Annotated in this window: 17 protein-coding genes and 2 pseudogenes; 18 read left to right on the forward strand and 1 reads right to left on the reverse strand. The window is 39.9% G+C overall.

All coding sequences use genetic code 11. The annotated features are described in order from the left end of the window. Positions 1 to 282 precede the first annotated feature (282 nt). The 9 genes and pseudogenes from sigW (at position 283) to NSR00_RS13410 (ending at position 12,158) form a co-directional block, all read left to right on the forward strand. Complete coding sequence (sigW, locus tag NSR00_RS13375) at positions 283 to 846, forward strand: RNA polymerase sigma factor SigW (RefSeq protein WP_144598450.1); 564 nt, start codon at positions 283 to 285, stop codon at positions 844 to 846. Positions 847 to 860: 14 nt separating this feature from the next. Next, positions 861 to 1,463, forward strand: a complete 603-nt coding sequence (locus NSR00_RS13380; protein ID WP_063388713.1) for an anti-sigma factor family protein — start codon at positions 861 to 863, stop codon at positions 1,461 to 1,463. Positions 1,464 to 1,619: 156 nt separating this feature from the next. After that, positions 1,620 to 2,438 carry a diadenylate cyclase CdaA gene (cdaA, locus tag NSR00_RS13385; RefSeq protein ID WP_063388714.1) on the forward strand — a complete coding sequence of 273 codons (819 nt, stop codon included), beginning with the start codon at positions 1,620 to 1,622 and terminating at the stop codon, positions 2,436 to 2,438. Continuing rightward, positions 2,431 to 3,789, forward strand: a complete 1,359-nt coding sequence (locus NSR00_RS13390; RefSeq protein ID WP_340789400.1) for a CdaR family protein — start codon at positions 2,431 to 2,433, stop codon at positions 3,787 to 3,789. The genes cdaA and NSR00_RS13390 overlap by 8 nt, the downstream gene beginning before the upstream one ends. A 29-nt stretch (positions 3,790 to 3,818) precedes the next feature. Next, positions 3,819 to 5,165, forward strand: coding sequence for a phosphoglucosamine mutase (gene glmM / locus NSR00_RS13395; RefSeq protein WP_063388716.1), 1,347 nt, complete (start codon positions 3,819 to 3,821; stop codon positions 5,163 to 5,165). A gap of 1,238 nt (positions 5,166 to 6,403) precedes the next feature. After that, positions 6,404 to 8,206, forward strand: coding sequence for a glutamine--fructose-6-phosphate transaminase (isomerizing) (gene glmS, locus NSR00_RS13400; RefSeq protein WP_327848513.1), 1,803 nt, complete (start codon positions 6,404 to 6,406; stop codon positions 8,204 to 8,206). A 96-nt stretch (positions 8,207 to 8,302) separates the two neighbouring features. Then, positions 8,303 to 8,565 (forward strand): annotated as a pseudogene (locus NSR00_RS18120) (hypothetical protein); the annotation flags it as partial. A 1,584-nt stretch (positions 8,566 to 10,149) separates the two neighbouring features. Beyond that, entirely contained in the window at positions 10,150 to 11,721 is a 1,572-nt protein-coding gene (locus NSR00_RS13405) for a polymorphic toxin type 35 domain-containing protein (protein WP_340789403.1), read from the forward strand. 2 nt (positions 11,722 to 11,723) lie between these two features. Further along, positions 11,724 to 12,158: a hypothetical protein gene (locus NSR00_RS13410; protein ID WP_013876273.1), complete on the forward strand. Its 435-nt coding sequence runs from the start codon at positions 11,724 to 11,726 to the stop codon at positions 12,156 to 12,158. Between the two features lie 904 nt (positions 12,159 to 13,062). Here NSR00_RS13410 and NSR00_RS13415 read toward each other — a convergent pair. Further along, positions 13,063 to 13,935: a LysR family transcriptional regulator gene (locus NSR00_RS13415; protein ID WP_340789414.1), complete on the reverse strand. Its 873-nt coding sequence runs from the start codon at positions 13,933 to 13,935 to the stop codon at positions 13,063 to 13,065. A gap of 399 nt (positions 13,936 to 14,334) precedes the next feature. Here NSR00_RS13415 and NSR00_RS13420 point away from each other — a divergent pair, with 399 nt between their 5' ends. The 9 genes and pseudogenes from NSR00_RS13420 to NSR00_RS13455 all read left to right on the forward strand — a co-directional run bounded on the left by NSR00_RS13420 (position 14,335) and on the right by NSR00_RS13455 (position 25,986). Further along, complete coding sequence (locus NSR00_RS13420; RefSeq protein ID WP_340789415.1) at positions 14,335 to 15,420, forward strand: NAD(P)H-dependent flavin oxidoreductase; 1,086 nt, start codon at positions 14,335 to 14,337, stop codon at positions 15,418 to 15,420. A 225-nt stretch (positions 15,421 to 15,645) separates the two neighbouring features. Continuing rightward, a pseudogene (locus tag NSR00_RS18125) lies at positions 15,646 to 15,870 on the forward strand (YbfB/YjiJ family MFS transporter); the annotation flags it as partial. 639 nt (positions 15,871 to 16,509) lie between these two features. Then, positions 16,510 to 17,781, forward strand: a complete 1,272-nt coding sequence (locus NSR00_RS13425; protein ID WP_340789863.1) for an FAD-binding oxidoreductase — start codon at positions 16,510 to 16,512, stop codon at positions 17,779 to 17,781. A gap of 2 nt (positions 17,782 to 17,783) precedes the next feature. Further along, a complete protein-coding gene (locus NSR00_RS13430; RefSeq protein WP_340789416.1) occupies positions 17,784 to 19,151 on the forward strand; it encodes a (Fe-S)-binding protein in 1,368 nt (455 codons plus the stop codon). Further along, positions 19,142 to 20,599 (forward strand): FAD-binding oxidoreductase, encoded by a 1,458-nt coding sequence (locus NSR00_RS13435; protein ID WP_340789417.1) that lies wholly within the window; start codon positions 19,142 to 19,144, stop codon positions 20,597 to 20,599. Before NSR00_RS13430 ends, NSR00_RS13435 begins: the two co-directional genes overlap by 10 nt. Positions 20,600 to 20,724: 125 nt before the next feature. After that, positions 20,725 to 22,908, forward strand: coding sequence for a malate synthase G (locus NSR00_RS13440; RefSeq protein WP_340789419.1), 2,184 nt, complete (start codon positions 20,725 to 20,727; stop codon positions 22,906 to 22,908). Between the two features lie 139 nt (positions 22,909 to 23,047). Next, positions 23,048 to 24,259, forward strand: a complete 1,212-nt coding sequence (locus tag NSR00_RS13445) for an NAD(P)-dependent malic enzyme (protein WP_340789421.1) — start codon at positions 23,048 to 23,050, stop codon at positions 24,257 to 24,259. Between the two features lie 13 nt (positions 24,260 to 24,272). Then, the gene (locus NSR00_RS13450; RefSeq protein WP_340789423.1) at positions 24,273 to 25,052 is read left to right on the forward strand and encodes a fumarylacetoacetate hydrolase family protein; all 780 of its coding nucleotides are present in this window, start codon (positions 24,273 to 24,275) and stop codon (positions 25,050 to 25,052) included. Positions 25,053 to 25,212: 160 nt separating this feature from the next. Further along, the gene (locus NSR00_RS13455) at positions 25,213 to 25,986 is read left to right on the forward strand and encodes an IclR family transcriptional regulator (protein ID WP_063386495.1); all 774 of its coding nucleotides are present in this window, start codon (positions 25,213 to 25,215) and stop codon (positions 25,984 to 25,986) included. Positions 25,987 to 26,179: the final 193 nt, after the last annotated feature.

Genomic DNA, 26,179 nt, shown 5'->3' on the forward strand with positions numbered 1-26,179 from the left:
TATCTTTATAAACCTATTGTGATCATAATACCTAACGCGGCGTTAGGTGCAACCCCTCTGAAAAAAATTTGTAATGTCATTTTTCATTATGACAAGTTGGACGTTTCTTTATAAAAAGCCCAGAAATGGGAATGTGAAAGGTTTTTGCTACAAAAGGAAAAAATTTTTCTTGCAGATGAAAACATAAATTCCTAAAATTTGCTAGAATAGATTTATAAAAAAATGAAACCTTTGGGGAACGAATTCGTATCATGATGTACCCGCAACTGCGGAGGTAGAAAAATGGAAGAATTTATAAATAAAAAGATCAAACAAATTAAAAAAGGCGACCAAAATGCATTTGCAGAAGTTGTTGAATTATATAAAGATAAAATTTTTCAACTTTGTTATCGAATGCTGGGAAACGTCCATGAAGCTGAGGACATAGCACAGGAAGCATTTATAAGAGTGTATATGAACATCCATTCATTTGATATGAACAAAAAATTTTCTACATGGATTTATCGGATTGCAACCAATTTATCGATTGATCGTATTCGGAAAAAGAAGCCCGACTATTATTTAGATGCAGAAGTTGCGGGGACTGAAGGCTTAACAATGTACTCCCAAGTATCATCTGATATTGCAATGCCTGAAAAAGAAGTTGAAGCAATTGAACTGCAAGAAACGATTCAAAAAGAAATTTTAAAACTGCCGGATAAATATCGATCAGTCATCGTATTGAGATATATTGAGGAGCTATCCTTGCAAGAAATCGCAGAGATATTGGAACTTCCAGTCGGAACAGTTAAAACAAGAATACACCGGGGACGGGAGGCTTTACGCAAACAATTAAGGCATTTGTGATTGGGGTGAGTAAGATGAAATGTCCTAAGCATGTAGTGGAGATGATCCATAAGTATTTGGACGGGGATTTGCATGAGGATGAAGGCCGTGAGTTAAAAAAACACTTGCAATCTTGTGAGGATTGCAAGGCACATTATCAAGAATTGGAAAAAGCTGTAGCGTTTGTCAAGAGTATCTCACATGTTGAAGCACCGGCAGATTTTACGCAAAAGGTGTTAGAAAAACTGCCAAAAGAAAAGCGTACGGTCTCAACTAGACGCTGGTTCCGAAATCATCCTTTCTTTTCAGCCGCTGCACTATTTGTTATTCTAATGACTGGAAGTTTATTTGCTTCTTATGAAGAAAGCCAATTCAGCGTAACAAAGTATGATAATTTGGTTGTTGACAACCGTACTGTTATTGTGCCTGAAGGAGAAACGGTGAAAGGTGATATTACTGTTAAAAACGGTGATATTAAAATAGAAGGAAAAGTTGAAGGAAATGTAACGGTGATTAACGGAGACCAATATTTGGCTTCTGCCGGTCAAGTTACCGGAGAGGTTGAGGAAATAAACGAATTGTTTGAGTGGCTGTGGTATGAAGTAAAATCGACTCTGTCAGAGGTTTTTAAACAATAGGCCATCTTTAGTAGGATGGTCTATTTTTATGTTTAAGTGCATTTAGGAAAAGTTATGATATAATAAAGTGGAATTTTGATTAGAGAGATTTTCAAACCTAGAAGTTTGATTAGAATAGATCAATCGCGATTTGATGAACTATTGGAGGAAAACAATATGACCTTAGGGGATTTTTCTCTTTTGCATTACCTCATAGATGTCATTGATATTCTCCTCGTTTGGTTCGTTATCTATAAATTGATTATGGTGATTCGTGGAACGAAAGCTGTTCAGCTTTTAAAAGGAATTATCGTAATCATTATCGTTAGAGTGTTAAGCCAATATTTAGGCTTGAATACTTTGCAATGGTTAATGGACCAAGTGTTGATTTGGGGTTTTTTGGCTATCATCATTATTTTCCAGCCGGAGTTTCGCAGAGCCCTTGAGCAATTAGGAAGGGGGCGTCTATTTGCAAGGGCAGCTAGCCAGGAAGATGATGGGCAAACAAACATGACCGAAGCAATAGCAAAAGCTGTTGAGTATATGGCGAAAAGGAGAATCGGTGCTCTCATTTCGATTGAACGAAAAATAGGAATGGAGGATTATGTTGAGACCGGTATACCACTAAATGCCCATATTTCTGCTGAACTATTAATTAATATTTTTATCCCCAATACCCCTTTACATGATGGTGCAGTTATTATACAAAAAGATCAAGTGTCCGCTGCTGCCTGTTATTTGCCGCTTTCCGAAAGCCCGTTTATATCAAAGGAGCTGGGCACACGCCATCGCGCTGCAGTGGGAATTAGTGAAGTAACCGATAGTATAACTATCATTGTTTCTGAAGAAACAGGAGGTATATCGATTGCCAAGGATGGTGAGCTGCATAGACATTTAACTCCAGAAACGTTAAAGGAGATGCTCTTGGCTGAGTTTAACCGTACGAAAGCTGCTTCCTCTAGCCGCTGGCAATGGAGGGTGAAAAAGAATGGATAAATTAATGAATAGCAACTGGTTTATGCGCATCATTGCATTGTTGCTAGCGCTCATGCTATATGCTTCAGTGAATATAGAATCGCCTGCTTCGAATAATGAAGAAAAATACAATATATTTCAGTCGCCATCCACAACCGAAACAGCTACAATTACAGATGTGCCCGTAAACGTATACTATGACGACCGTGCATTTGTTGTCACCGGTATTCCCCAAACCGTCACCGTTACGATTGAAGGGCCCAAAAGTATTGTCACTACGACAAAACAAGTCAAGGACTTTGAAATTTTTGCAGATTTAACGGATTTATCCGTTGGCACACACAGTGTCCGTTTGAAACATAAAAACTTGTCTGACCAATTGGAGGTTGACATTGATCCGGCTGTCATTACAGTAGGTATTCATGAAAAGGTATCTGAAAATTTTCCGGTTGAAGTGGATGTTATTAATAAAAACAAAATGAAGGAAGGCTACATTGCGGAGCGTCCGATTGTTAAACCGGACAGTGTAAAAATTACAGGCGCAAAAGAGCATATTGATGCTGTAGCTGTTGTGAAAGCAACAGTAAGTTTGGAAGGTGCTGATGGAACAGTTGTACAGAAGTCAAAAGTGACAGTATACGATGCAAATGGGAACATCCTGCCTGTTACAATCGAACCGTCAGCGGTTACCGTAACAGTGCCGGTAGAAAGCCCAACGAAATCGAAATCTGTACCCTTAAAAATCAAAACAACAGGAAAGCTTTCTGATGGACTGAGCATATCATCGATTCAATCGATCCCCAGCCAAGTGACAATTTATGGTCCAAAGGATGTGCTAGAGCAAATAGAGTCTATTGATGATGTATCTGTCGACTTAAGCAAAATCAAAGAAAATGCGACAGTTGAAGCTGATGTTCCGGCTCCGGATGGAGTGACAAACGTTGTCCCGAATAAAGTTCAAATTAAAATAGATATTGAAAAACGAGAAGAAAAGACGTTTAAACAGGTGCCGATCAAAGTCATCGGTTTAGGAAACGATCAGGAAATTGAATTTATTGATCCGGATACAGGAAAGCTGGATGTTGTTTTGCGAGGAAAAGACAGTGTTTTGAAAAACGTAAAAGAATCTGATATCGAATTGTATGTGAATGTTGCAGGGTTAGATGAAGGAGAACATGAAGTAAATGTGGAGGCCAAAAACCGTTACAACCTCTCGACAGTTTTATCGAGTGAAAAAGTGAAGATTCGCTTATCCAATAAAGAAAACTCGTTGGAAGAAGCAGATAATGAAAGAAGAAATCAAATAGAAGAAAATAACGATTCAGTTGAACCATCTGAACAGAAAAAGTCTGCTGAAGAAGCTTCAAATTAAGTGATATTTTTTAAAAGGAGCGATGATTCATGGGAAAATATTTCGGTACAGACGGAGTAAGAGGAGTTGCCAACAGTGAACTCACTCCTGAATTAGCGTTTAAAATAGGACGCTTTGGCGGGTACGTGTTAACAAAAGATAAAAATAGACCAAAAGTGTTGATTGGCCGGGATACCCGCATTTCAGGTCATATGCTTGAGGGTGCTTTAGTTGCCGGGCTTCTTTCCATTGGCGCCGAGGTAATGAGGCTTGGAGTCATTAGCACACCAGGTGTTGCTTATTTGACAAAGGCATTAGGAGCCGAAGCAGGCATCATGATCTCCGCTTCGCATAATCCTGTTCAAGATAACGGAATAAAATTTTTTGGCCCTGATGGTTTTAAGCTTTCCGATGAACAAGAAGAAGAAATTGAAGCGCTGCTCGATCAAGAAGAAGATAACCTTCCTAGACCGACCGGCTCTGATCTGGGGCAAGTGAGCGATTATTTTGAAGGCGTACAAAAATACTTGCAATATTTAAAACAGACGGTTGACGAAGAGTTCACTGGTTTACATATCGCTTTGGACTGTGCGCACGGAGCCACATCATCACTAGCTACACATCTTTTTGCCGACTTGGATGCAGATGTTTCGACAATCGGTGCATCTCCAAATGGTCTGAATATTAACGATGGGGTTGGGTCTACTCATCCAGAAACGTTAGCGGAATTTGTGAAAGAAAAAGAAGCAGATATAGGTTTAGCGTTTGACGGTGATGGGGACCGTTTGATTGCCATTGATGAGAACGGAAAAATTGTTGATGGGGATCAAATTATGTTTATTTGCGCCAAATATTTAAAAGAGCAGGGAATGCTGAACGGGGACACTGTTGTATCGACAGTTATGAGCAACCTAGGCTTTTATAAAGCTTTGGAGGCAAATGGACTAAAAAGCGTTCAAACCGCTGTCGGCGATCGCTATGTTGTCGAAGCGATGAAGAAGAACAACTACAATTTAGGTGGAGAGCAATCCGGACATATTATTTTTCTTGACTACAATACGACGGGTGACGGTCTTTTAACAGCGATTCAGCTTGTCAACATAATGAAGACAAAAGGCAAAAAGCTCTCTGAACTTGCGAGTGAAATGAAAAAATTCCCGCAGCTTTTGATCAATGTAAAGGTGCAGGACAAGCAGGCTGTCATGGAAAATGAAAAAGTAAAAGCTGTTATAGAAGAAGTAGAAAAAGAAATGAACGGAAATGGAAGAATTCTCGTACGTCCTTCCGGAACAGAACCGCTCGTTCGTGTAATGGCCGAAGCGCCGACGGAAGATGAATGCCAGCGGTACGTGAAAAAAATTGTGGAAGTTATCAAAGCGGAAATGGGCGTTGAATGATGAAGAGACGGGGGCTGTCCGGTAAGTCTCTAAAATAAATAAGTGGAGAAAAACAATGCGTTTTTCTCCACTTGCTTGTGCGCCCGGCATGGGTGTAATCTATAGGGTGAAAGTCCCGAGCTGCGAAGGCAGAAGTAGCAGTTAGCTTAACGCAAGGGTGTCCGTGGTGACGCGGAATCTGAAGGAAGCGAGCGGCAAACTTCCGGTCTGAGGAACACGAACTTCATATGAGGCTAGGTATCACTGGGTGAGTTTGCAAGACAAAACAAAGCCCTTTCTGCCGAAGGTGATACAGAGTAAATGAAGCAGATGGATGGAAGGAAAGATTACACTCTTACCCGGGGAGGTCTGGCTGGCACGCCAAGTAACCTTGGTAACCTATCTAGTGATAGATAGCTGAACAGTCAGAAGTCAGCAGAGGTCATAGTATTAGTTGGTCTAGAACAACTAAGAAGGACCGAACAATTAAGAGAGAATAGCCCTTGGCATTCAGTGAGTCATGATGAACACAGAAAACGTAGTACCTCACTTGAGGGAGGAAGCGGTGAATCCCGTGGGAGATCTCTTGGAGGGTGGAGTGACCACTGGCATAAAGAGAACAGCTATTCACGGAAGTTATAAAGACTTGCGTCAATTATCTTAATTGAACCGCCGTATACGGAACCGTACGTACGGTGGTGTGAGAGGACGGGAGTTAATCGCTCCCTCCTACTCGATTTATTTTTCGATTTTTATCTGAAAGTAGCTGGCGGATGCCGGCTACTTTCAGGAGGTTGTGGGGAGGCAAGCTCCCTTTCTTTATTGAATATTCATTGTATCGAGAAAACGCTTGAAATCATATAATACAATATGGAAAGACAGAAATGAATTGACGAACTGCTTTTCCATATTGTAATATATAAATTGTTTTAGCACATTCTAGAATAGAAAGGTGGGCAGTTAGAAAATTTTTTATTTTAAAGCGCCTGGACTAAGCAGGAGCGGACATCTGCTTAGTTGACGAGGAGGAGGTTTATCGAAGTTTCGGCGGATGCCTCCCGGTTGCCTTCCCGTACAGCCGTAAAGTCACGTCTTAAAACAAAGAGGCGACTCTTTGCACAAAAAGACTGTGACATAACGGGATACATTTTACAAAACATGTGTGAGGGGACAGAGAAGCTTTGATGGCTGGAAAGAGATCTGTCCCCAGTTGTTCAGGCTTCTTTTGTCCCCTTTAAATGGGGAGGAAACTAAAGACTATGTGCGGAATTGTAGGATATATCGGACAACAAGACTGCAAGGAAATTTTATTGCGCGGTTTGGAAAAATTAGAATACAGAGGCTACGACTCTGCAGGTATTGCAGTATTAAACGGAGAAGGAACATATGTATTTAAAGAAAAAGGACGCATTGCGGAGCTTCGTGAAGGTGTGGACAGAAGTGTTTCAGCTTCCATCGGAATTGGCCATACACGGTGGGCTACTCATGGAGCGCCTAGCAAAGAAAATGCGCATCCTCACCAAAGTGCATCCAAACGCTTTACACTTGTGCATAACGGTGTCATTGAAAACTATTTGCAAGTAAAGCGTGAGTATTTACAAAATGTTGAATTAAAAAGTGAAACGGATACGGAAGTTATTGTTCAAACAATTGAACAATTTGTCAACAAAGGTTTAAGTGTCGAAGAAGCATTTCGCCAAACATTATCCTTGTTGAAGGGATCTTATGCGATCGCTCTATTAGATGAAAATGACCGAGACGTGATCTATGTTGCGAAAAACAAAAGCCCTCTTCTTGTGGGACTTGGCGGAGACTTTAATGTTGTTGCTTCAGACGCCATGGCAATGCTGCAAGTAACAAATCAATTTGTCGAATTAATGGATAAAGAAATCGTTATTGTCACCCGTGATCAAGTGACAATCAAAAATTTAAACGGGGACGTAATAGAACGCGCTCCATATACTGCTGAACTTGATGCAAGCGACATTGAAAAAGGAACATACCCTCACTACATGTTGAAAGAAATTGATGAACAACCGCTTGTTATACGTAAAATTATTCAAAAATATCAAGACGAACACGATCAATTAAAAATTGATCAAGAAATTGTTCAAGCTGTTCATGAAGCGGACCGCATTTATATTATAGCGTGCGGAACGAGCTATCACGCAGGGCTTGTAGGAAAGCAATTAATCGAAAAATGGGCAAAAGTACCGACAGAAGTGCACGTTGCCAGTGAATTTTCATACAATATGCCGCTTTTATCAAATAATCCGCTGTTTATTTTCATTTCACAAAGCGGAGAAACGGCAGACAGCCGTGCAGTGCTTGTTCAAGTGAAGGAGCTTGGACATAAAGCATTAACTATAACAAATGTTCCGGGTTCAACTCTTTCCCGTGAGGCGGACTATACGCTGCTGCTTCATGCCGGACCTGAAATTGCGGTTGCGTCTACAAAAGCATATACAGCACAAATTGCGGTTCTTGCCATTTTAGCAGCTGTTGCAGCTGAAACAAAAGGAATCAAGCTTGATTTTAACCTATTGCAAGAACTTGCCATTATTTCGAATGCAATGGAAACACTATGCGGCCAAAAGGATGAAATGGAACAAATTGCTCGAGACTATCTTTTGACAGCTCGAAACTGCTTCTTTATCGGCCGTGCCGTTGACTATTACGTCTGCTTAGAAGGCGCGCTCAAATTAAAAGAAATTTCCTACATTCAAGCGGAAGGATTTGCCGGCGGCGAGTTAAAGCATGGAACCATTGCGTTAATTGAGAACGGAACACCGGTCATTGCTTTATCAACCCAAGAGCATGTAAACTTAAGCATTCGCGGAAATGTAAAAGAAGTTGTTGCCCGCGGTGCATATCCATGCGTTATTTCCATGAAAGGACTTGAAGAAGATGATGACCGTTTCATCTTGCCAAAAGTTCATGAAGATCTAACTCCGCTTGTTGCCGTCATTCCAATGCAGCTCATTGCATACTACGCTGCCCTTCACCGCGGCTGCGACGTCGACAAACCACGCAACCTAGCCAAAAGCGTAACAGTCGAATAAAGCAATTGGGCAGTGGATATGTGGCTTTGAATAAAGTCATACCGTTTATAAAAAATTGCACAGTTTTACCCCTTTAGATTATGATTGTCTAAAGGGGTGTTTTTATGTCCAAAAGAAGAACATCTAAAGCTGATTAAAGTAGATCGTGGCTCAGGTATAGGTTTTGATATTGGCACTGGTTAAACATTCAAGACGACCTTTACTAGATCGCTCTGCTCGTTTAAAGGGAATTAAAACGAATAACAGCACAGATTTAGAACGAAACCACTTTTATTTAACTGAATATTCTGATTTTCATCATTGATATTGGAGAACAGTTTCCTTTATTACCGTTGGAAGAAACAATTGTCATTTCCAATTGTAGTGCCCGGATTAAGCGATAAACCGTTTCCCATCCAGTAATTCCGTCTTCAGTCACTTCATTAAAACCAGCTCTACCGCCATAGGTTTTATTCAGTCATCTTTGAACCTCTAAAACTCTTTCATCCATTCTCCTTTTCTCCTTTCTTTTCTATTAACTTACAATTCAATCTTATTTTGTTTAGAAAAGAGAAAAATATAGTAAAAATCTTTAAAAAGTCAGGAAAAAGTAAACAATTCATTTAATCTTTTTTACGGTGATTTATAAAATTTTTGTAAAGTTATTACTAGCTCAAAAAGTTTAGTTTGTTTTCTGCAAGAAAAAAATACAGAGTGTTGCAGTATATCTTTATCAAAATTTTGAATAAATATACATATATGTATGTGATCTATCCATCAAGGGCTTGACATGGATTCTCTAACGAGAAGCGTGCTTAAATGAAATGTCAGAGAAACAACGTGAAATGTTGATTTATAGGGTGATAACTTCAAAGAAGGATTTTGAATAGTGGAACATATAAAAGATTGATCAAAGATGCAAATATCGAGTATAAGTAAGCAATCCGAAGATTTTTCCGAGGCTTTTCCGTCAGACTTTCTTTTTCTTCTGCCTAAAATCTCTATAATCCCTTTACCGATGAGATCTCAGACTTTGTTGGTCTTTTTCCTGTGGTGTTTCTCACGGTATAGAATCGACATTTGAAAATAAGTATTGCAAAAGAATGTTGAGACTTAAGGATCTAGATGTAACTAATGTTGAAAGCCCTCATTTCAAAAGTGGAACGAATACTTCTTCTATTAATTATTCATGTAAGGTTTCAATTCCTCATAGTTAAGATAAAAACGATTACAGAAATTAAAGAAACTGGAGGATATACAGTGTTTCAATTCCTCATAGTTAAGATAAAAACTATGTCCAAATTGTGGAACACACCATGACCGAGACGGTTTCAATTCCTCATAGTTAAGATAAAAACTGACATGGCTACATTTGCCATGGGTGGAGCTAGCCTAGTTTCAATTCCTCATAGTTAAGATAAAAACCCCAAAAAACGTTGTTAAATAAGCATTTCATTTTTAATGCTTGACTGGTTATTTTTATTTTAACGAAAAGGGGAATTTTTATCAAATCTTTGATTTTCTTCGGCTCATTGGAGATTTAAAAGAGTCGTCGATTCCCCAGGATTTTTGCACGATTGGGGGTCGACGACTCTTTTTTATTTCTGTTTAAAACAGATTTCAAAGTTTGCCTGCCGACAATGAAATCCATGTTGTATCAACCATTTTACCTGACCCATCTGTTTTAATAAAGTAAACATCCGGCTCATTCCCTTCGCATTCAATTGAAGGAAGAGTGAGACCATATTTTTAACGTTTCATTCAGGAAAAATTGGTTTAGGTCTATTTGATCGGTTCCTACGATCTAAAATAAGAACATGATCTGAAAAACGAATGGTATTTTTTACTTAAAATTCCCTTTTTTCTCTCTGTTTACCAAAAGTTACATATTTTCTCTTATAATGAAACAGACAGCTGTTCCACATGTTGGAATCCATTTCGTTTCAATCGGAGGCATGAAGGCAGTGGATATCAAGTATATCCATTCTGAATGGGAAAAGACGAAGAAAGGTATTGGCGATCTGGTCGGTCTCGGTGTATGGGGCAAAGGCATGATTGATAAATTAAAAGATCTGAACGATCTTCTCGAAGACGTTCAAGCAGACATCGCCAAATATGACACAGACGGTGTCATCTCTTTCACCCACACAGACCGAAAAAAACAATATCAACAATTATATGAAGATTATCTCGTCTTGCATCGCTTTAGCAGCCGTGTCGGAGAGAGTGTTGACCGCATCATCGATGATCCGTTTTATCAAGAGATCGATGCTTTTGTGGAAGCGATGCGCAACTTATCCATATCAAAGATCAAAACGAAAAATCACATTGGCGCCAAAAAAACGGTCGTCGCTCCCGGAGCATACGGCACGCAACAAACAATCGACGTGCCGAAAGCGGAAGTTGGACTGGAAGATCTGTTCATTGGCAGCAACTACTATGCTAAGTTGATAGAACGGGAACAGGAATACGCTTCATGGAAAGAACTGAACCCTAAAGCAAATTTTTCGAAACAGGAATATATACAGAAAGAATTGAATTCCCAAGCTTTCCAGTATGAATCGATCAAAGACGGGCAGATGAACAAAAAGTTTTGGGGGCAAATAACAGCACTTGCTGTCATAGTAGGCACTTCTTTCATTTGTCCGCCAGCAGGGATGGCATTGTGGGCAGCTTATGGTACACTGGAATTAAGTTCAGCCGTTTCCGGAAAAGACTGGATTTCAGGGAGAGAGTTGAAAACAGACGAACGAGTATTTCGTGGTGTCCTTTCTCCACTGGATATCGTCCCTGGTGTAAAGGCGCTTTCTAAATTCAGCAGCGTCGCCCGGTTCGCACCTCTTCTAGAAGCAATGGATCCCAAGCTATTTACAAGCTTGAAAGCTGGCTTGCACCAGAAATCACAACGTGCCTGCGACCTGGTTGTCCATGCGGAAAACAGCATATTGGCCCGCATCAGGAGTGCCAAGGCATGGACGAAAGAAATGCCGCAGCATTTAAAAACCGGTGCGAGAAAAGGTTCGTTGCAAGTCGGCCGGTTCGTAGACAACGCCGCAACAAACTTAAGACACCTCCTGCCAAGCCGGCAAATGGGATTGGCCATAGAAGGGGTTGGGAATGTTAAGGTTCCGGTGGAGAATAAGATTCAAGCTTGGTTAAGTAAGATGGATGGGATAAATGTAGGCGGAAGTAAAGCAGGCAACGATGGCGTTGAACTTGGCACTAAGGGTACGGGTAAAGTTAAGCCATTGCCTTCTTCTAAAGTACATGATGCAATAGGGAAACTTAACAGTAATCAGATAAAGCATATTATAAATGGAAGTAAAAAATCTAATCATCAATGGGAAAAACTTGTGCCTGATAAGAATTGGGGGAAAATAAAAGAAATTATCATCGATGTAATGCATAATGGTGCAGATATACCTTATAAATCTGTTTCTTCTAGAGCTAAAATGGTTAATGGACAATTGGTACAGGTGACATACAAAAAACTACCTGATGGAACAATAAGAATATCTGATGCGTGGGTGAAATAACTATGAAGGAAAAGATAAAGCAATTAATAACATCGGGTGATTTTCAAAAAGCAAAAGAATATATTGAGAATGAAGATAGAAATACTTTAGAGCAAGTTGTTCTTGAATTAGGATTTGATGAAGAGAGTATAAGTGCTTATTCATTTGTCTGTTATTTGATAAATAATAATGAGACTGCATATTATCATTACTTAGCTTCAGAGTTATTAAGTACTGCATTGTGCCATTTACCAGACGCTTACGCAAGTGCATTATACCATGCTAAAAGAGCAGTTGAATTAAGCCCTGAAGATGTTAGCTTGAAAGAACATTTGTTGTTATTCCATGACATTCCAGAAAAGTTAATTAGTAAAGAAGAAGCTAAAGCAATTGCTCAAGAAATATTAAAGATAATGCCAAATAGCGAAGCTGCAAAAAATGTGTTACACAATGCATAAATTTAAAGACGGGGCTGTCCAAAAAGTCAGGGTAACTGACTTTTTGGACAGCCCCTTTCTTACGATTAGTCAAGAGGTTTATCAATAGTTATTTGAGATAATTAATCTTTTTTTGGCGGAAGGGGTACCCCTTCCGCCAAAAAAAAAGATTTTCGCATGCCAAATAGACCTAACGATTTTAGTATCACTGTATGTATTGATTTGGTTGCTTGTGATGCTCATTCGGGAGGTAAATTTAAACTTTATCGCAATAATAGCCCAAACATTATTTACTTCTGGCTTAATTGTTAATTACGTAAAGTTGGATATTTTAAGAAACTCATGTGCCCAATTATTCAATGAGTTTAGACAAATCTTTTTAATAAATGGTTTAAACACTAATCATCAGATTGTTGCTACCATACTAAGTCTTGTCTTTCGATATGAAACAGTTGTCGCCAGTATGGGGGTTCATCTATCCAGTAAAATTTTTCACAGGATAAATTCAGCGGTTACAGATGAATGGGAATCGGTAAAACGAAACTTGCATTTATAAAATAAATCGACATAGTTTAGTACCCGACTTTTTTGTCAGGCAAAAAAAGTCGCGGTACCGGACTTTATTTTTCACGAAATGTAAAAATCAAACGTAAGAATGCGGGTTTTATCGTTTCACAGTACCTAACTTTTTTGTAATTTAACACGAACATATGTTTGTGTTTGTTGAATGATAAAAAAGTCGGAAACCGAACAAAAAAGTTGAGAACTGAAAGCCTGTTGGTGAATCCGGCTTACGAAAGAAAAAATTTTTGAGATAAAATTTCTTATGGGAAAACAAAAAAGGTGACTTTTCGTCACCTTTCTTTAATGAAAAAAGTGCCAGATTTATTATGAAAAAATATTTTTCGCTAACACCATCGCATCATTACAAGGAGTATTCTTTGTTAGGTGTCCAGTGGAAGAAAAAAAGTTCAACAAATTTGTTAAAAGCTAATGTTTTGGCAAGTGACTTACGAGTGATAAACACAGTATCTACGTTTACGTAGTCCTTATCAATGGGATATGTGTATAGACTTTTTGTTAATTTTGACATAGACTCGGGAATCAAAGAAATTCCAACTCCTGCACGAACACAATTTAAAATAGCTTGTGCGGCGTCTACCTCTATGACATTTTGAATCGTTATATGATAGTCGTTCATGATTCTGGTAAACACTTCTCGATAGTAACACCCTTCTTTAAATACAACTAAAGTGCATTCCTTGTTTTTAAGAGGATTGTCAGGAGTATTAGTGATAAGTACCAGTCTTTCTTTAAAAATAACGTTTTCGATAAGATCCGGATGATTAACAGGTCCAGCAACAAATGCACCCTCTATATCATGATGTAAGACCTTATCTATTAATTCTTTTGTGGTACCGGTTAGCAATTTAATTTTTACGTTAGGATAATTAGCTGAATATTGTTTTAATATGTGGGGAAGACGTACATAGGAGGTTGTTTCCATGGAGCCTATGTTTAATTCTCCATCGGGGATTGCCAGTTTATTCATTGCTTTTTCAGCTTCGCGACACAAATTTAAAATCAAATTAGCATAGTTAAGAAAGACTTTGCCGTTCGGTGTGAGAATAACCTCTTTTTTGGTTCTTATAAATAATGGAAAACCTAAACAGCTTTCTAATTTATTTAGTCTAGCCGTAACATTGGGCTGTACATATCCAAGCTCTTTTGCAGCCTTCGTAATCCCCTTATTTTTTGCTATTGCTGCAATGATTCTTAAATCTTGTAGCTCAAACATTATTTCTCCCCCATCACTCAAATTGATTCATAACAACAATTATCATTTTTTTCTATTTTACACCATCAAAATGGGGTCATAAACTATTTATAGAAGACAATTTGCGAAATATTAAAAAAATAAATTTTCATCTTTATACAAGTCTATTTCAGATGAATGTAGAAGCAGCTTGAATGAACAACATGATTTCAGTCCAATAATGTGAATTTTAGGATGGAAGGATGGGAACAAGAGAAATAAAAGAGCCGGGCAACTGATGTTTCACTAAGTTTTGGGTGATCGTTTTTTCTGCTGCTGACCAAATCGTATGAATGGCATTATTAATTGAATGCCAACAGCTATGATGATTGTATTGTTAACCTATAGATTTGACGTATATAAGGCAAGGAGGAACATGGCATGTGGAATCATACAAAAATAACAGACAAACTATCAATTAAAATTCCGATTATACAAGCGGGAATGGCGGGAGGGATCACGACTCCCGAGCTTGTTGCTGCTGTATCCAATGCAGGTGGTCTAGGGATGATAGGGGCGGGTTATATGACGCCGGAAAAATTGGAGTCGGATATTCAAAAAATAAAGGAATTGACTTCAAAACCATTTGGTGTCAATCTGTTTGTTCCTGAACATCCGGCAGTCATTCAAGAAGAAATTGAAAGAGCGAATCAACTGCTGGAACCTATCCGCCAAATGTTAGGGATCGAAAAAAAGAATGATGTTCCGCAAATCAACACTTCTGTTTTTGATGAACAAATTCAAATCGTTTTAAAATATGAAGTACCCGTTTGCAGCTTCACATTTGGCATTCCTCAGAGAGAAATTATTCATCAATTAAAGAATAATGGTATTGTCACAATTGGAATAGCCACAACAGTAAAAGAAGCCATATTGAATGAAGAGGCTGGGATGGATATGATTGTCGTTCAAGGCAGTGACGCTGGGGGGCATAGGGGCAGTTTTGCAGGATCCTTTGATGATTCAATGATCGGAACAATGGCCCTTATTCCGCAAGTAGCGGATCATGTTTCAATTCCTATTATTGCAGCTGGCGGTATCATGGATGGCAGAGGAGTTTTAGCTTCTCTTGTATTGGGAGCGCAAGCGGTTCAAATGGGAACAGCCTTTCTTACCTGTATAGAAAGCGGAGCAAATGAACTCCATAAAGAAGCAATATTAAACGGTACCGAAGAACAGGTAGTAATCACTTCAGCATTCAGCGGCAAGCCAGCAAGGGGATTAAAAAATGAATTTATCATCAAAATGAAAGAGCATGAAGATGCTTTGCCAGCTTATCCGATTCAAAATATGCTCACCCAAGATATCCGGTCAGAAGCTGCAAAACAGAAAAATAAAGAGTGGATGTCGCTTTGGTGCGGGCAAAATCCTCGACTAAGCAAAAATTTGCATGCCGCCGAACTGATCGAAACAATCATCAATCAAATAGAAGAAATTATAAGTAACTTCCCATTAATAAAAGGATGACTATGAAACCGCGGCTTACTTTATGCGGCGGTATTATTGCATTGATTATTGTAATGGGGATCAGAAGATTTGCTTATACCCCTATCCTCCCCTACTTGAATATAACTAAATCGATGGCTGGAAATTTGGCTGGAACTTTATTTGTTAGCTTTTTTAATTTGAGAAGATATGAATCAATTTATTTAAAGATATTTTTAGCTTTGAACATTTTTACGACTCTGCTCATGGGAATGGTCAGTAAATAATATATTTTGGTACCTGTTCAGGTTTTTTTCAGGCCTTAGCAGCGGTGTAGTCTTTGTCTTAGTTTCTAGTATAGTGCTTCAAGTATTGAAAAAGCATAATATGCAAATATTTAACGGTTTGTTTTATAGTGGTGTAGGGATTGGGATTTTCTTGTGTAGTATTCTAGTTCCTTTCTTCATTAGTATAAACGGGTGGAAACCATAAACAGCTGTTAAATATCCAATTAATTTGCTGCTGTTGTTCGTTGACATATATTGTACTTTTGAAACAGCTAACGTTTGAACTTCCAGGCATGCGTGTTTAAGTGTTGTTTTAAGCGCTATTCTACCCAAGAACTGGATTTCTTTTCCGAGGGCTATCATTTCGGACTATTCTGAATAATAAGATTTTCCGCTACCGCTTGTACCATATCTCTTCCAGATACAAAATAATTTTTGTTCAAAAGAGGCTGTTTGGAAAGGACCATAAAAAAATTCTTTTTCAATTCAGTCTCTTTTTTCGTTGATAGGATATTGGCAGGGAGAAAAAAGATAGGGGGCTATACATCCGATCATCTTGCCGTACGGCAAGTTTAATAGAATTTCATTTTTCTTATTTTTTTGTAAATTCAAAAAATTCGTTGAAAAATCTTCATAAAAGTGCTTTAATAATTGTAAACATATAACATATCAAATATGTGTAATAAGAGAAGTGTTGCAGTCGATTGAAAGAAAATGATTTAAAACGCTTGCTCTTTTGCGCATTTATAGAAACGTTGTTTCTTATTGCGAAACATAGGAGGTGCTTGATTTGCTCCAAGGAGAGTTGTACACAGAATTAAAAGATGTTTTCCCCGAAAGTCAAATGGAAGTAAAGGAAAATGAAGGTCATCCACTTGGAAATGGCGGAAAAGTCGCAGTCTATCCAAAAACTGAAAACGAAATTTCACACATCTTGCAATATGCAAACAAAAATGGGAAAACCGTTTCCATTGTGGGCGGAGGAACAAAGCGGGGGTTTGGCGGTCTAATTGATTCGGCTGATATTTTGCTTTCCTTAGCAAATCTAAAAGGAATCGTCGAGCATACAGTGGGAGATATGACATTAACAGTGAAAGCAGGTACACCATTTCAAGAATTGCAACAGTACTTAGAAGAACATAACCAAAAAATATCTCTAGATCCTGCTTGGCCGGATTATGCGACCATCGGAGGTATTATCGCCGCGAATGAAAGCGGTCCCAAACGTTTGGCATATGGATCCGCCAGAGATGCAGTCATCGGGCTTCGAGTTGTTTATCCAAATGGCAAGGTCATCCGAACAGGCGGAAAGGTCGTGAAAAATGTCGCCGGATATGATATGAACAAACTTTTTGTCGGTTCCATGGGCACTTTGGGGGTTTTGACGGAAATCACTTTAAAACTCCGTCCTTTGCCAAAATATGAAAGCAATGTTCTTTTATCATTTACAGAAGGAGATTTTGCTGAAATGCGATCATTTGCCGCGGCGTTTTTAGATTCGCAGATGGAACCTGTCTCACTGGAGCTGATAAGTCCGTCTTTGGCTGAAAAGCTAACGGGTGAAAAATTTTATACATTGGCCATTAGTTTTGAAGATAATGAAAGTTCGGTTCATTACCAAGAATCTTTTCTAAAAAGCATTCAGCCTCCTAAAACGAAAATGACCATTCTTGCTCAAGAGAAAGCGCGCAAGTTTTGGCAATCTTTTTATACAATCAGCCCGAATGGCAGGGTGTCTAATCAGACAGGGGAGACTGAAGCAGTATTGAAAATCGGAGTTGTCAATTTAGATGTCCTAAAAGTTATTAGGGAAAGCCATTTATTACAGGATACGCACAATTTGCTTATCGAAGCCCACGGTGGATTAGGCCACGGATTGTGTCAAATCATTTTAAGAGGCGGCAGCGAAAACGTCATTTCAGCAATTCAGCATTTAAGGAATTTTGTCAAAGAGCTCAATGGGTATGCAGTCATTAAACATTTGCCGTTTATGTTACGCCAGAAAATAGAGGTTTGGGGGGAAAATCCGCCATATTTCTTTCTTTTCAAAGGAATCAAAACAAAGATTGATCCGAACAACATTCTCAATCCGAAGCGATTTGTGGGAGGGATTTAAATATGGGATTAAATGAAAGTGATCTTATCAAAGAACCAGCCTGTCAAACCAACAGCTTCAGCAATTACCTTTGGAGTGATCCGCCTGATGAAAACAAATGGGCGGATTGTGTCCATTGCGGTATGTGTTTAGAATCGTGCCCAACTTATGAGATCACGGGTCAGGAACAGCATTCTCCCCGCGGACGCGTCCATTTGATTAAATCAGTCGCAGAAGGAAAGCTTGAAGTGAACGAACATTTTATGGATCCTGTCTTTGCTTGTCTTGATTGCCGCGCTTGTACTACCGCTTGTCCTGCGGACGTCGATGTAGGGGGATTGATAGAAGAAGCGCGCGGTCAAATTCGCCAAGCCATGCCGTTAAAAGGCTGGAAAAAGGCGGTCAGCCATCTGTTTTTGCATAGTTTGTTTCCGCACCACAATCGCTTGTACACGTTAGGAAATGTGTTGAAATTGTATCAAAAAAGCGGCATGCAAACGTTTGTCCGTAAAACAGGGCTGATCAATATCATACCGCAGCACTTAGCCGAAATGGAAGCGATCATGCCGGAAGTGAAAAAGCCTGTGCGGAAAAAGTACAAATATGAAAAAGTCATTAAAGCAAAAGGAGAAACGAAGAGTACGGTTGCGTTTTTAACTGGCTGCGTAATGGATGTCATGTTCAGCGAAATTAATGAAGCAACAATTAACGTGTTAACTCGAAATGGAAATGACGTTATGATTCCGCAAAATCAAACTTGCTGCGGGGCTCTTCATGTTCATGCAGGCGACCGGGAAATGGGGAGAAAATTAGCGAAACAAAATATTGAAGCATTCCAACATGCTGAAAAAGTAATTGTAAATTCTGCCGGTTGCGGATGTATGTTAAAAGAATATCCGGAGCTGTTCCGTGAAGACCCCGTTTGGCGCCAAAAAGCTGAAACATTTTCAAAAAAGGTGGAAGACATTTCAAAATACCTTTATGACACTGGTTATAAAAGACCCATCGCCGAAATCAAGGCTCGTGTTGTCTATCATGATGCATGCCATTTAGCTCATGGGCAGGGCATTCGTGACGAACCTCGCAGCCTTCTTCTTGATATACCTGGGGTCGAAATGGTTGAAATGGCAAATGCCGACCGATGCTGCGGCAGTGCTGGCATTTACAATATAACAAATCCGGAGATGGCTAAAGAAGTGCTTGATAGCAAAATGAAGAATGTCCCTAAAGAAGCAGAAATGATTGTAATGGGCAACCCCGGCTGTATGCTGCAGATGGCGATGGGTGTTCAAAAAAACGGAAGAAATCAAAAAATTGTTCATACCGTACAGCTGCTGGATTGGGCGTACCAAAAAGAAGATCGGCTAAAGGAGGGAGAGGAATGTCTCTAAAAGGGATGAGAACAAATGACAAACATATAAAAAACCTTGCAAACATTGTTGGCGGAAACCGTTCCATCTTGTATAAAAAAGAAGATTTATTAGCTTATGATTGCGATGGCTTTACCATTCATCGCCGTTTGCCGAGGGCAGTCGTTTTCCCGAATAATACAGAAGAAGTCGCAAAAATTGTGAAATATTGCCACGAACATGATTTGCCGTTCCTTGCCCGCGGCGCCGGAACTGGTCTCAGCGGCGGGGCGATCCCGTTGAATGGGGAAGTAATCATTAGTCTTGTAAAAATGAAACGCCTTATCAGCGTTGATTTTGAAAACAGGCGTGCAGTAGTGGAACCTGGATTTGTCAACTTAAAACTGACGAACTCCATTTCAGACAAAGGATATTATTATGCGCCTGATCCATCAAGCCAATATTGCTGCACCATCGGCGGAAATGTCGGTGAAAATGCGGGCGGTGCACACTGTCTAAAATATGGTGTGACGACAAATCACATTTTAGGGCTTGAAGTGGTATTGCCAAATGGCGAAGTCATTGAAATAGGCAAGGATGGAATACCTGATGCACCGGGCTATGATTTATTAGGACTTTTAACAGGATCAGAAGGAACTTTAGGAATTGTGACGAAAATAACGGTTCGTATTTTAAAAAACCCGGAAGCAAAGCAAACGGTGCTCGCTTATTTTGACAACGTTGCGGATGGCAGTCAAGCCGTATCGGACATTATTTCTGCCGGAATTGTACCAGCAGCCCTTGAAATGATGGATCAAACAGCAATAGAAGCGGTTGAAGCGGCAGCGTTTCCTGTCGGCCATCCAAAAGACATTGAAGCGCTTTTGCTCATTGAAGTGGATGGAATATCCGCAGGTATAGACGAGCAAATCCATCAAATTTTAGAAGTTTGCAAGAGAAATCATGTTCGAGAAGTAAAAGTGGCACAAAGTGAAGAGGAAAGAGCTAGATGGTGGGCAAACCGCAAAACTGGATTTGGCGCAATGGGGGCGATCTCTCCTGATTATTTAGTTCAGGATGGTGTGATTCCCCGCAGCAAATTACCCGAAGTGTTAAACAGAATTCACGAAATCAGCCGAGAGTATGGTCTGCGCATCGCAAATATCTTTCATGCTGGCGATGGCAATCTGCACCCGCTTGTACTTTTTGATGCCAGAAAACCGGGCGAAACAGAAAAGGCTTTAAAAGCTGGCAGCGCCTGTTTGCAAGTATGTGCAGATGCCGGCGGATCGATTACAGGTGAACATGGAGTAGGGATCGAGAAAAGAGAAGAGATGCGCTTCATTTTTAGCGACGAAGAAATAGCGGCGCAAACGGATATTCGGGAAGTATTTAATCCGAAAAATTTATTAAATGCCGGGAAGCTCTTCCCAACTCCGGGACGTTGTTTGGAAGTGAAAAAAGAGGGGAAATCTGTTACAGCATCATAAAAAAGAATTTTAGGAAAATTATTGAAATGATTCCATCATCATGTTATCCTTTTTTTAAGCAATTACGAAACGGTGTTTCGTAATAACAAACAACAATTATAACATTTAAAGGAGGAATTGTGGCCATGAAAACAAACTATGTAAAAGTCGGCAATTTGCAAGTAGCTGAAAATTTGTATGATTTTATCAACAATGAAGCATTGCCGGGAAGCGGTGTGGAAAAAGATGAATTCTGGCTTCAGTTTGAGAACCTTGTTTATGAACTGACACCTATTAATAAAAATTTGCTTAAGCGTCGTGATGAAATCCAGCAAAAAATCAACGAATGGCACAAAGAACATCGCAACAAATTCGACTTTGAAGCCTATAAATCATTTTTGCGGGAAATCGGCTATTTAGAACAAGAAGTGGAAGACTTTAAGATTACAACAGAAAATGTCGATGACGAAATTGCTCTACAAGCCGGGCCGCAGTTAGTAGTGCCGATTAATAACGCAAGGTACGCTCTTAACGCCGCCAATGCCCGATGGGGAAGCCTTTATGACGCTCTTTATGGAACGGATGTCATCAGCGAAGAAGATGGGGCTGAACGAAAAGGAGAGTATAATCCGATTCGCGGGGAAAAAGTCATTGCCTTTTCGAAAAACTTCCTTGATGAAGTAGTGCCGTTGCAAGAACATTCCCACCGCGACGCTGTTCAATACGCAGTTGAAGACGGGAATTTGCTTGTCACTTTAATGAATGGCAAGACAACCGCTCTTAAAGAAAGAGAAAAGTTCGTAGGCTACAGAGGAGAGTCGGATAAACCATCTGCCATTTTATTGAAGAACAACGGTCTTCATATTGAAATCCAGATCGATCGAAGCCATCCAATTGGAAAAAATGACGATGCGGGAATTAAAGATATTCTATTGGAAGCGGCTGTTACAACGATTATGGATTGCGAAGATTCTGTGGCGGCAGTGGATGCGGAAGACAAAGTGCTTGTTTATCGCAATTGGCTTGGCCTCATAAAAGGAGATTTGACAGCTACTTTTACAAAAAACGATAAAACGATTACACGTACGCTTAATGCTGACAGAACATACACATCCAAAACAGGAGAAAAGTTCACTCTCCCAGGTCGTTCACTTATGCTCATCCGTAACGTTGGGCATTTGATGACAAATAGTGCAGTGCTCATTGGAGAGGGAGAAGAGATCCACGAAGGAATATTGGATACGGTTGTAACAAGTTTGATTGCTAAACATTCCCTTTTAGGAAATGGCAAATTTGAAAACTCCAGGAAAGGTTCGATCTACATTGTAAAACCTAAAATGCACGGGTCTGAGGAAGTGGCGTTTGCCAACTTGCTATTTAACTGCGTCGAAGATTTGCTGGGATTAAAACGGAATACGCTGAAAATTGGTGTGATGGATGAGGAACGGCGCACAACTTTGAACTTGAAAGCTTGTATTCGGGAAGTAAAAGATCGTGTTGTATTTATTAACACAGGGTTTTTGGATCGAACTGGCGATGAAATCCATACATCAATGGAAGCAGGTCCGATGATTCGGAAAAATGACATGAAAACATCTCAATGGCTGCAAGCCTATGAACGCTCAAACGTCTATATCGGTTTACAAAGCGGCTTCCAAGGCCGTGCACAAATCGGAAAAGGCATGTGGGCAATGCCGGACATGATGGCGGAAATGCTCAAGCAAAAGATTGGCCATCTAAAAGCAGGCGGCAATACTGCGTGGGTGCCATCACCAACAGCGGCTACATTGCATGCTCTCCATTATCACCAAGTAAATGTAACAGATGTCCAAAACAAATTGGCTGAAACGATTGAAGATCTCCGCGATGAAATTTTACAAATTCCGGTTGCAGAAAACCCGAATTGGACCCCTGAAGAAATACAAGAAGAGTTAGATAATAATGCACAAGGAATTTTAGGATATGTTGTTCGTTGGGTGGAGTTAGGAATCGGCTGTTCAAAAGTTCCGGATATTAATAATATTGCTTTGATGGAAGACCGGGCAACGTTGCGGATTTCAAGCCAGCATATTGCAAACTGGCTGCATCACGGCATTGTTACGAAAGAACAAGTTCTTGAAACACTGAAGCGGATGGCGAAAATAGTCGACAAGCAAAATGAAAATGAACCTGGCTACCGCCCGATGTCAAAAGATTATGACCGTTCCGTTGCATTTCAAGCTGCGTGTGACCTCGTATTTAAAGGTTATGATCAACCTAACGGCTACACAGAACCGATTTTGCATCGCCGCCGTCTTGAAGCAAAAGCAAAATATGCTGTAAAACAATAACTTCTCATCATGAAGGCATCCTACCAAAGGGTGCCTTCTATATAAAAGCTACATCTTCCATGCACAAAAACCGATCAAAATCTTTAGTTGCGCGGCTTTGGTTATGAATGAAAAGTTTTATAATGAAGGAGTTGAATGTATGAAAAACCTTCGGGAAAAGGCGCTGGAAGTTCATAAACGCGCGAAAGGAAAGTTAAATGTTGGTGTTAAAGTTTCTGTGGAAAATGCCAATGATTTGAGCTTGGTTTATTCTCCGGGGGTTGCAGAGCCATGTAAAGAAATCTATGAAGCGCCTGAAAAAATTTATGACTATACGATGAAAGGGAACTTAGTAGCAGTCATTTCAGATGGGTCTGCTGTTTTAGGTTTAGGGAACATTGGCGGTGCAGCGTCGATGCCGGTCATGGAAGGAAAAGCAGCTTTATTTAAGGCGTTTGCGGACATTGATGCCTTTCCCATCTGTTTAAACACTCAGAGTCTTGAGCAAATCATTCAAACGGTGAAATCATTGGAACCGACATTTGGAGCAATCAACTTAGAAGATATTTCCGCACCGAATTGTTTCATCATTGAAGAACGGTTAAAAGAGGAAATGAACATTCCGGTCTTTCACGATGATCAACATGGAACCGCAATTGTCACAGCCGCAGGGCTGATCAATGCACTAAAAATTGTAAACAAGAGAATGAACGGCATCAAAGTGGTTGTCAATGGCGCTGGGGCTGCCGGAATCGCCATTACAAAATTGCTTGTAAGTTTGGGTGTTGGAAATATTATCATGTGCGATTCAAAAGGCGCAATTTATGATGGCCGTCAACATGGGATGAATGCAATGAAAGAGTCGGTTGCGAAAATGACAAATATAAACAAAGAAAAGGGATCATTGGCGGAAGTTATTAAAAAAGCCGATGTGTTTATAGGTGTTTCGGTCGCTGAAGCAGTAACTCCTGACATGGTGGCGTCTATGAATAAAGATGCGATCATCTTCGCTATGGCTAATCCGATCCCGGAAATCATGCCGGGGCCTGCAAAAGCAGCCGGGGCGGCAGTTGTTGGGACAGGTCGTTCCGATTTGCCGAATCAAATCAACAACGTCCTCGCTTTTCCCGGAATTTTTAAAGGAGCGCTTCGGGTGCATGCTTCAGAGATAAACGAAAAGATGAAGCTGGCGGCGGTTTATGCAATTGCCAACTTGGTCGAACCTTGCCGTCTTACAAATGATTACGTGATCCCCCATCCATTTGATAAGAGGGTTGTTGAAGCTGTTGCGGAGGCGGTAGCCCAAGCAGCGATTGAGACAGGAGTGGCCCATAAAATGATCAGTCCAAAAGAAAAAAATGAAGCTGTTTGAAGGGGGTTTTAGGATGAAATTTGCCAGATTTTCAATAGAAGGCAAACATATAAAAGGCATCATCCATGATGGGGTTATAAAGGAAATTAGCGGAGATCTTTTCGGTGATTGGAAATATACTGGAGATGAATATTGCGCCAATGATGTAAAATGGCTTTCCCCACTTGTGCCCAATCAAATCATAGGAATCGGAGCCAACTACGTCGCCCGAATGGAGGATCTTCCCCGTGAATTGCCGGAGATTCCCGTCTTTTTCTTTAAACCAACATCATCCGTTATTGGTCCTGAAGAACAGATTGTTATTCCAGAGGGAATAGACAGGGTAAAGTTTGAATCTGAGCTGGCAATTGTCATCGGCAAACAAGCGAAAATGGTGCCGGAATCAGAAGCATTGAATTATGTATTTGGGTACACGGTGGGCAACGACGTAACGGCGCCGCAGTTTTTCCATGAAGACGGCCATTGGACAATCGGTAAATCGTTTGACACATTTACCCCCCTTGGCCCTGTCATTGAAACAGAACTTGATCCATTTCGCATTCATGTTGAAGCAAAGGTGAACGGTGTTAAAAAACAAGATAGTTCAACGGAATTGATGATTATTTCCATTCGGAAAATGATTTCCTATTTATCATCTGTCATGACACTTAAACCCGGTGATGTCCTTTTAACAGGAAGTCCGGTTGGAGCCGATTTTGTTCAGGCAGGAGATGTAATTGAATGCGAAATTAAAGGAATCGGCACATTAAAAAATACCGTTGTTGCTGCAAAAAAACGTGTTAACACGTTATGAAGGAAACAATCTTAGTATTCAAATGATAAAGTGAATAATGGAACAGAAAGAACTTGGCAGTTTTTGTTCTTCCTGTCATAATATAAGGGAATCAAGAAAATTTATATGGCGGAATTTGCACTCTAGCAAATTCCGCCAAGATTTTAGAAGGTGAACGGCTGTGGAAAGAGACAATATGGTCAAGTCTGTAAGCAGGGCGTTGGACATTATTCAACTTGTCAGCTTAAAAAAAGAAGGTTTAGGTGTCACAGAGATTGCCAATCAGATTGATATCAACAAAAGCTCCGTGTATCGAATCTTATCTACACTTGCCCGGTACGGCTATATTGAACAAGATTCCGAAACAGGACGATATAAACTGGGGTATAAATTTTTGGAAATCAGTTCGAAGCTATTAGAATCGATTGATCTTCGCAAAGAAGCAAAACCTTTCCTGCAAAAATTAGAAAATGAGACGAACGAAGTCATCCATCTGGTTGTTTATGACCAAGGGGAAGTCGTTTATATTGAAAAATTGGAAGGAAATGAAACGCTGCGCATGCATTCAAAAGTCGGAAAGCGCGCCCCAATGCATTGCACCTCTGTAGGAAAGGCCATTCTCGCCAATTTGCCGTCAAGTGTCGTTTTAGACATCCTTGACAGAAAAGGGTTGCCGATGCATACGAAAAATACGATTACGAATAAGGATGCATTTTTGAAAGAGCTCATTCGAGTAAAACAACAAGGATATGCACTTGATTTAGAAGAAAACGAATATGGGATTCGTTGTATTGCTGCCCCAATTTTTGATCATTTGGGGAAAGTCATTGCTGCCGTGAGCGTATCAGGACCAACCATTCGAATGACAGATGAGAGGCTCAAACAACTTCAGCCGCGGATGATTGAAATAGGAAAGCAAATTTCTGCTCGGCTTGGTTTTGTTGAATATGCTTGAGTAATACCTTCGCCTTATTTGAATTGGATTTCGCTCCAACTTTTCAAATAGGGCAAGGGTTTGATTATTACATAACAAAGGAATTAGTTAATGATAAAAAATTCAGAAAATATTGATAATTAAAAAAATAAAAGGTATAATGAGTGTACAATGATTTTCCATTCATGTGGGTGAATTACATTTTGAATAAGGG

The organism is Aeribacillus sp. FSL K6-8394 (assembly GCF_038008865.1).
GTDB lineage: Bacteria > Bacillota > Bacilli > Bacillales > Aeribacillaceae > Aeribacillus > Aeribacillus composti.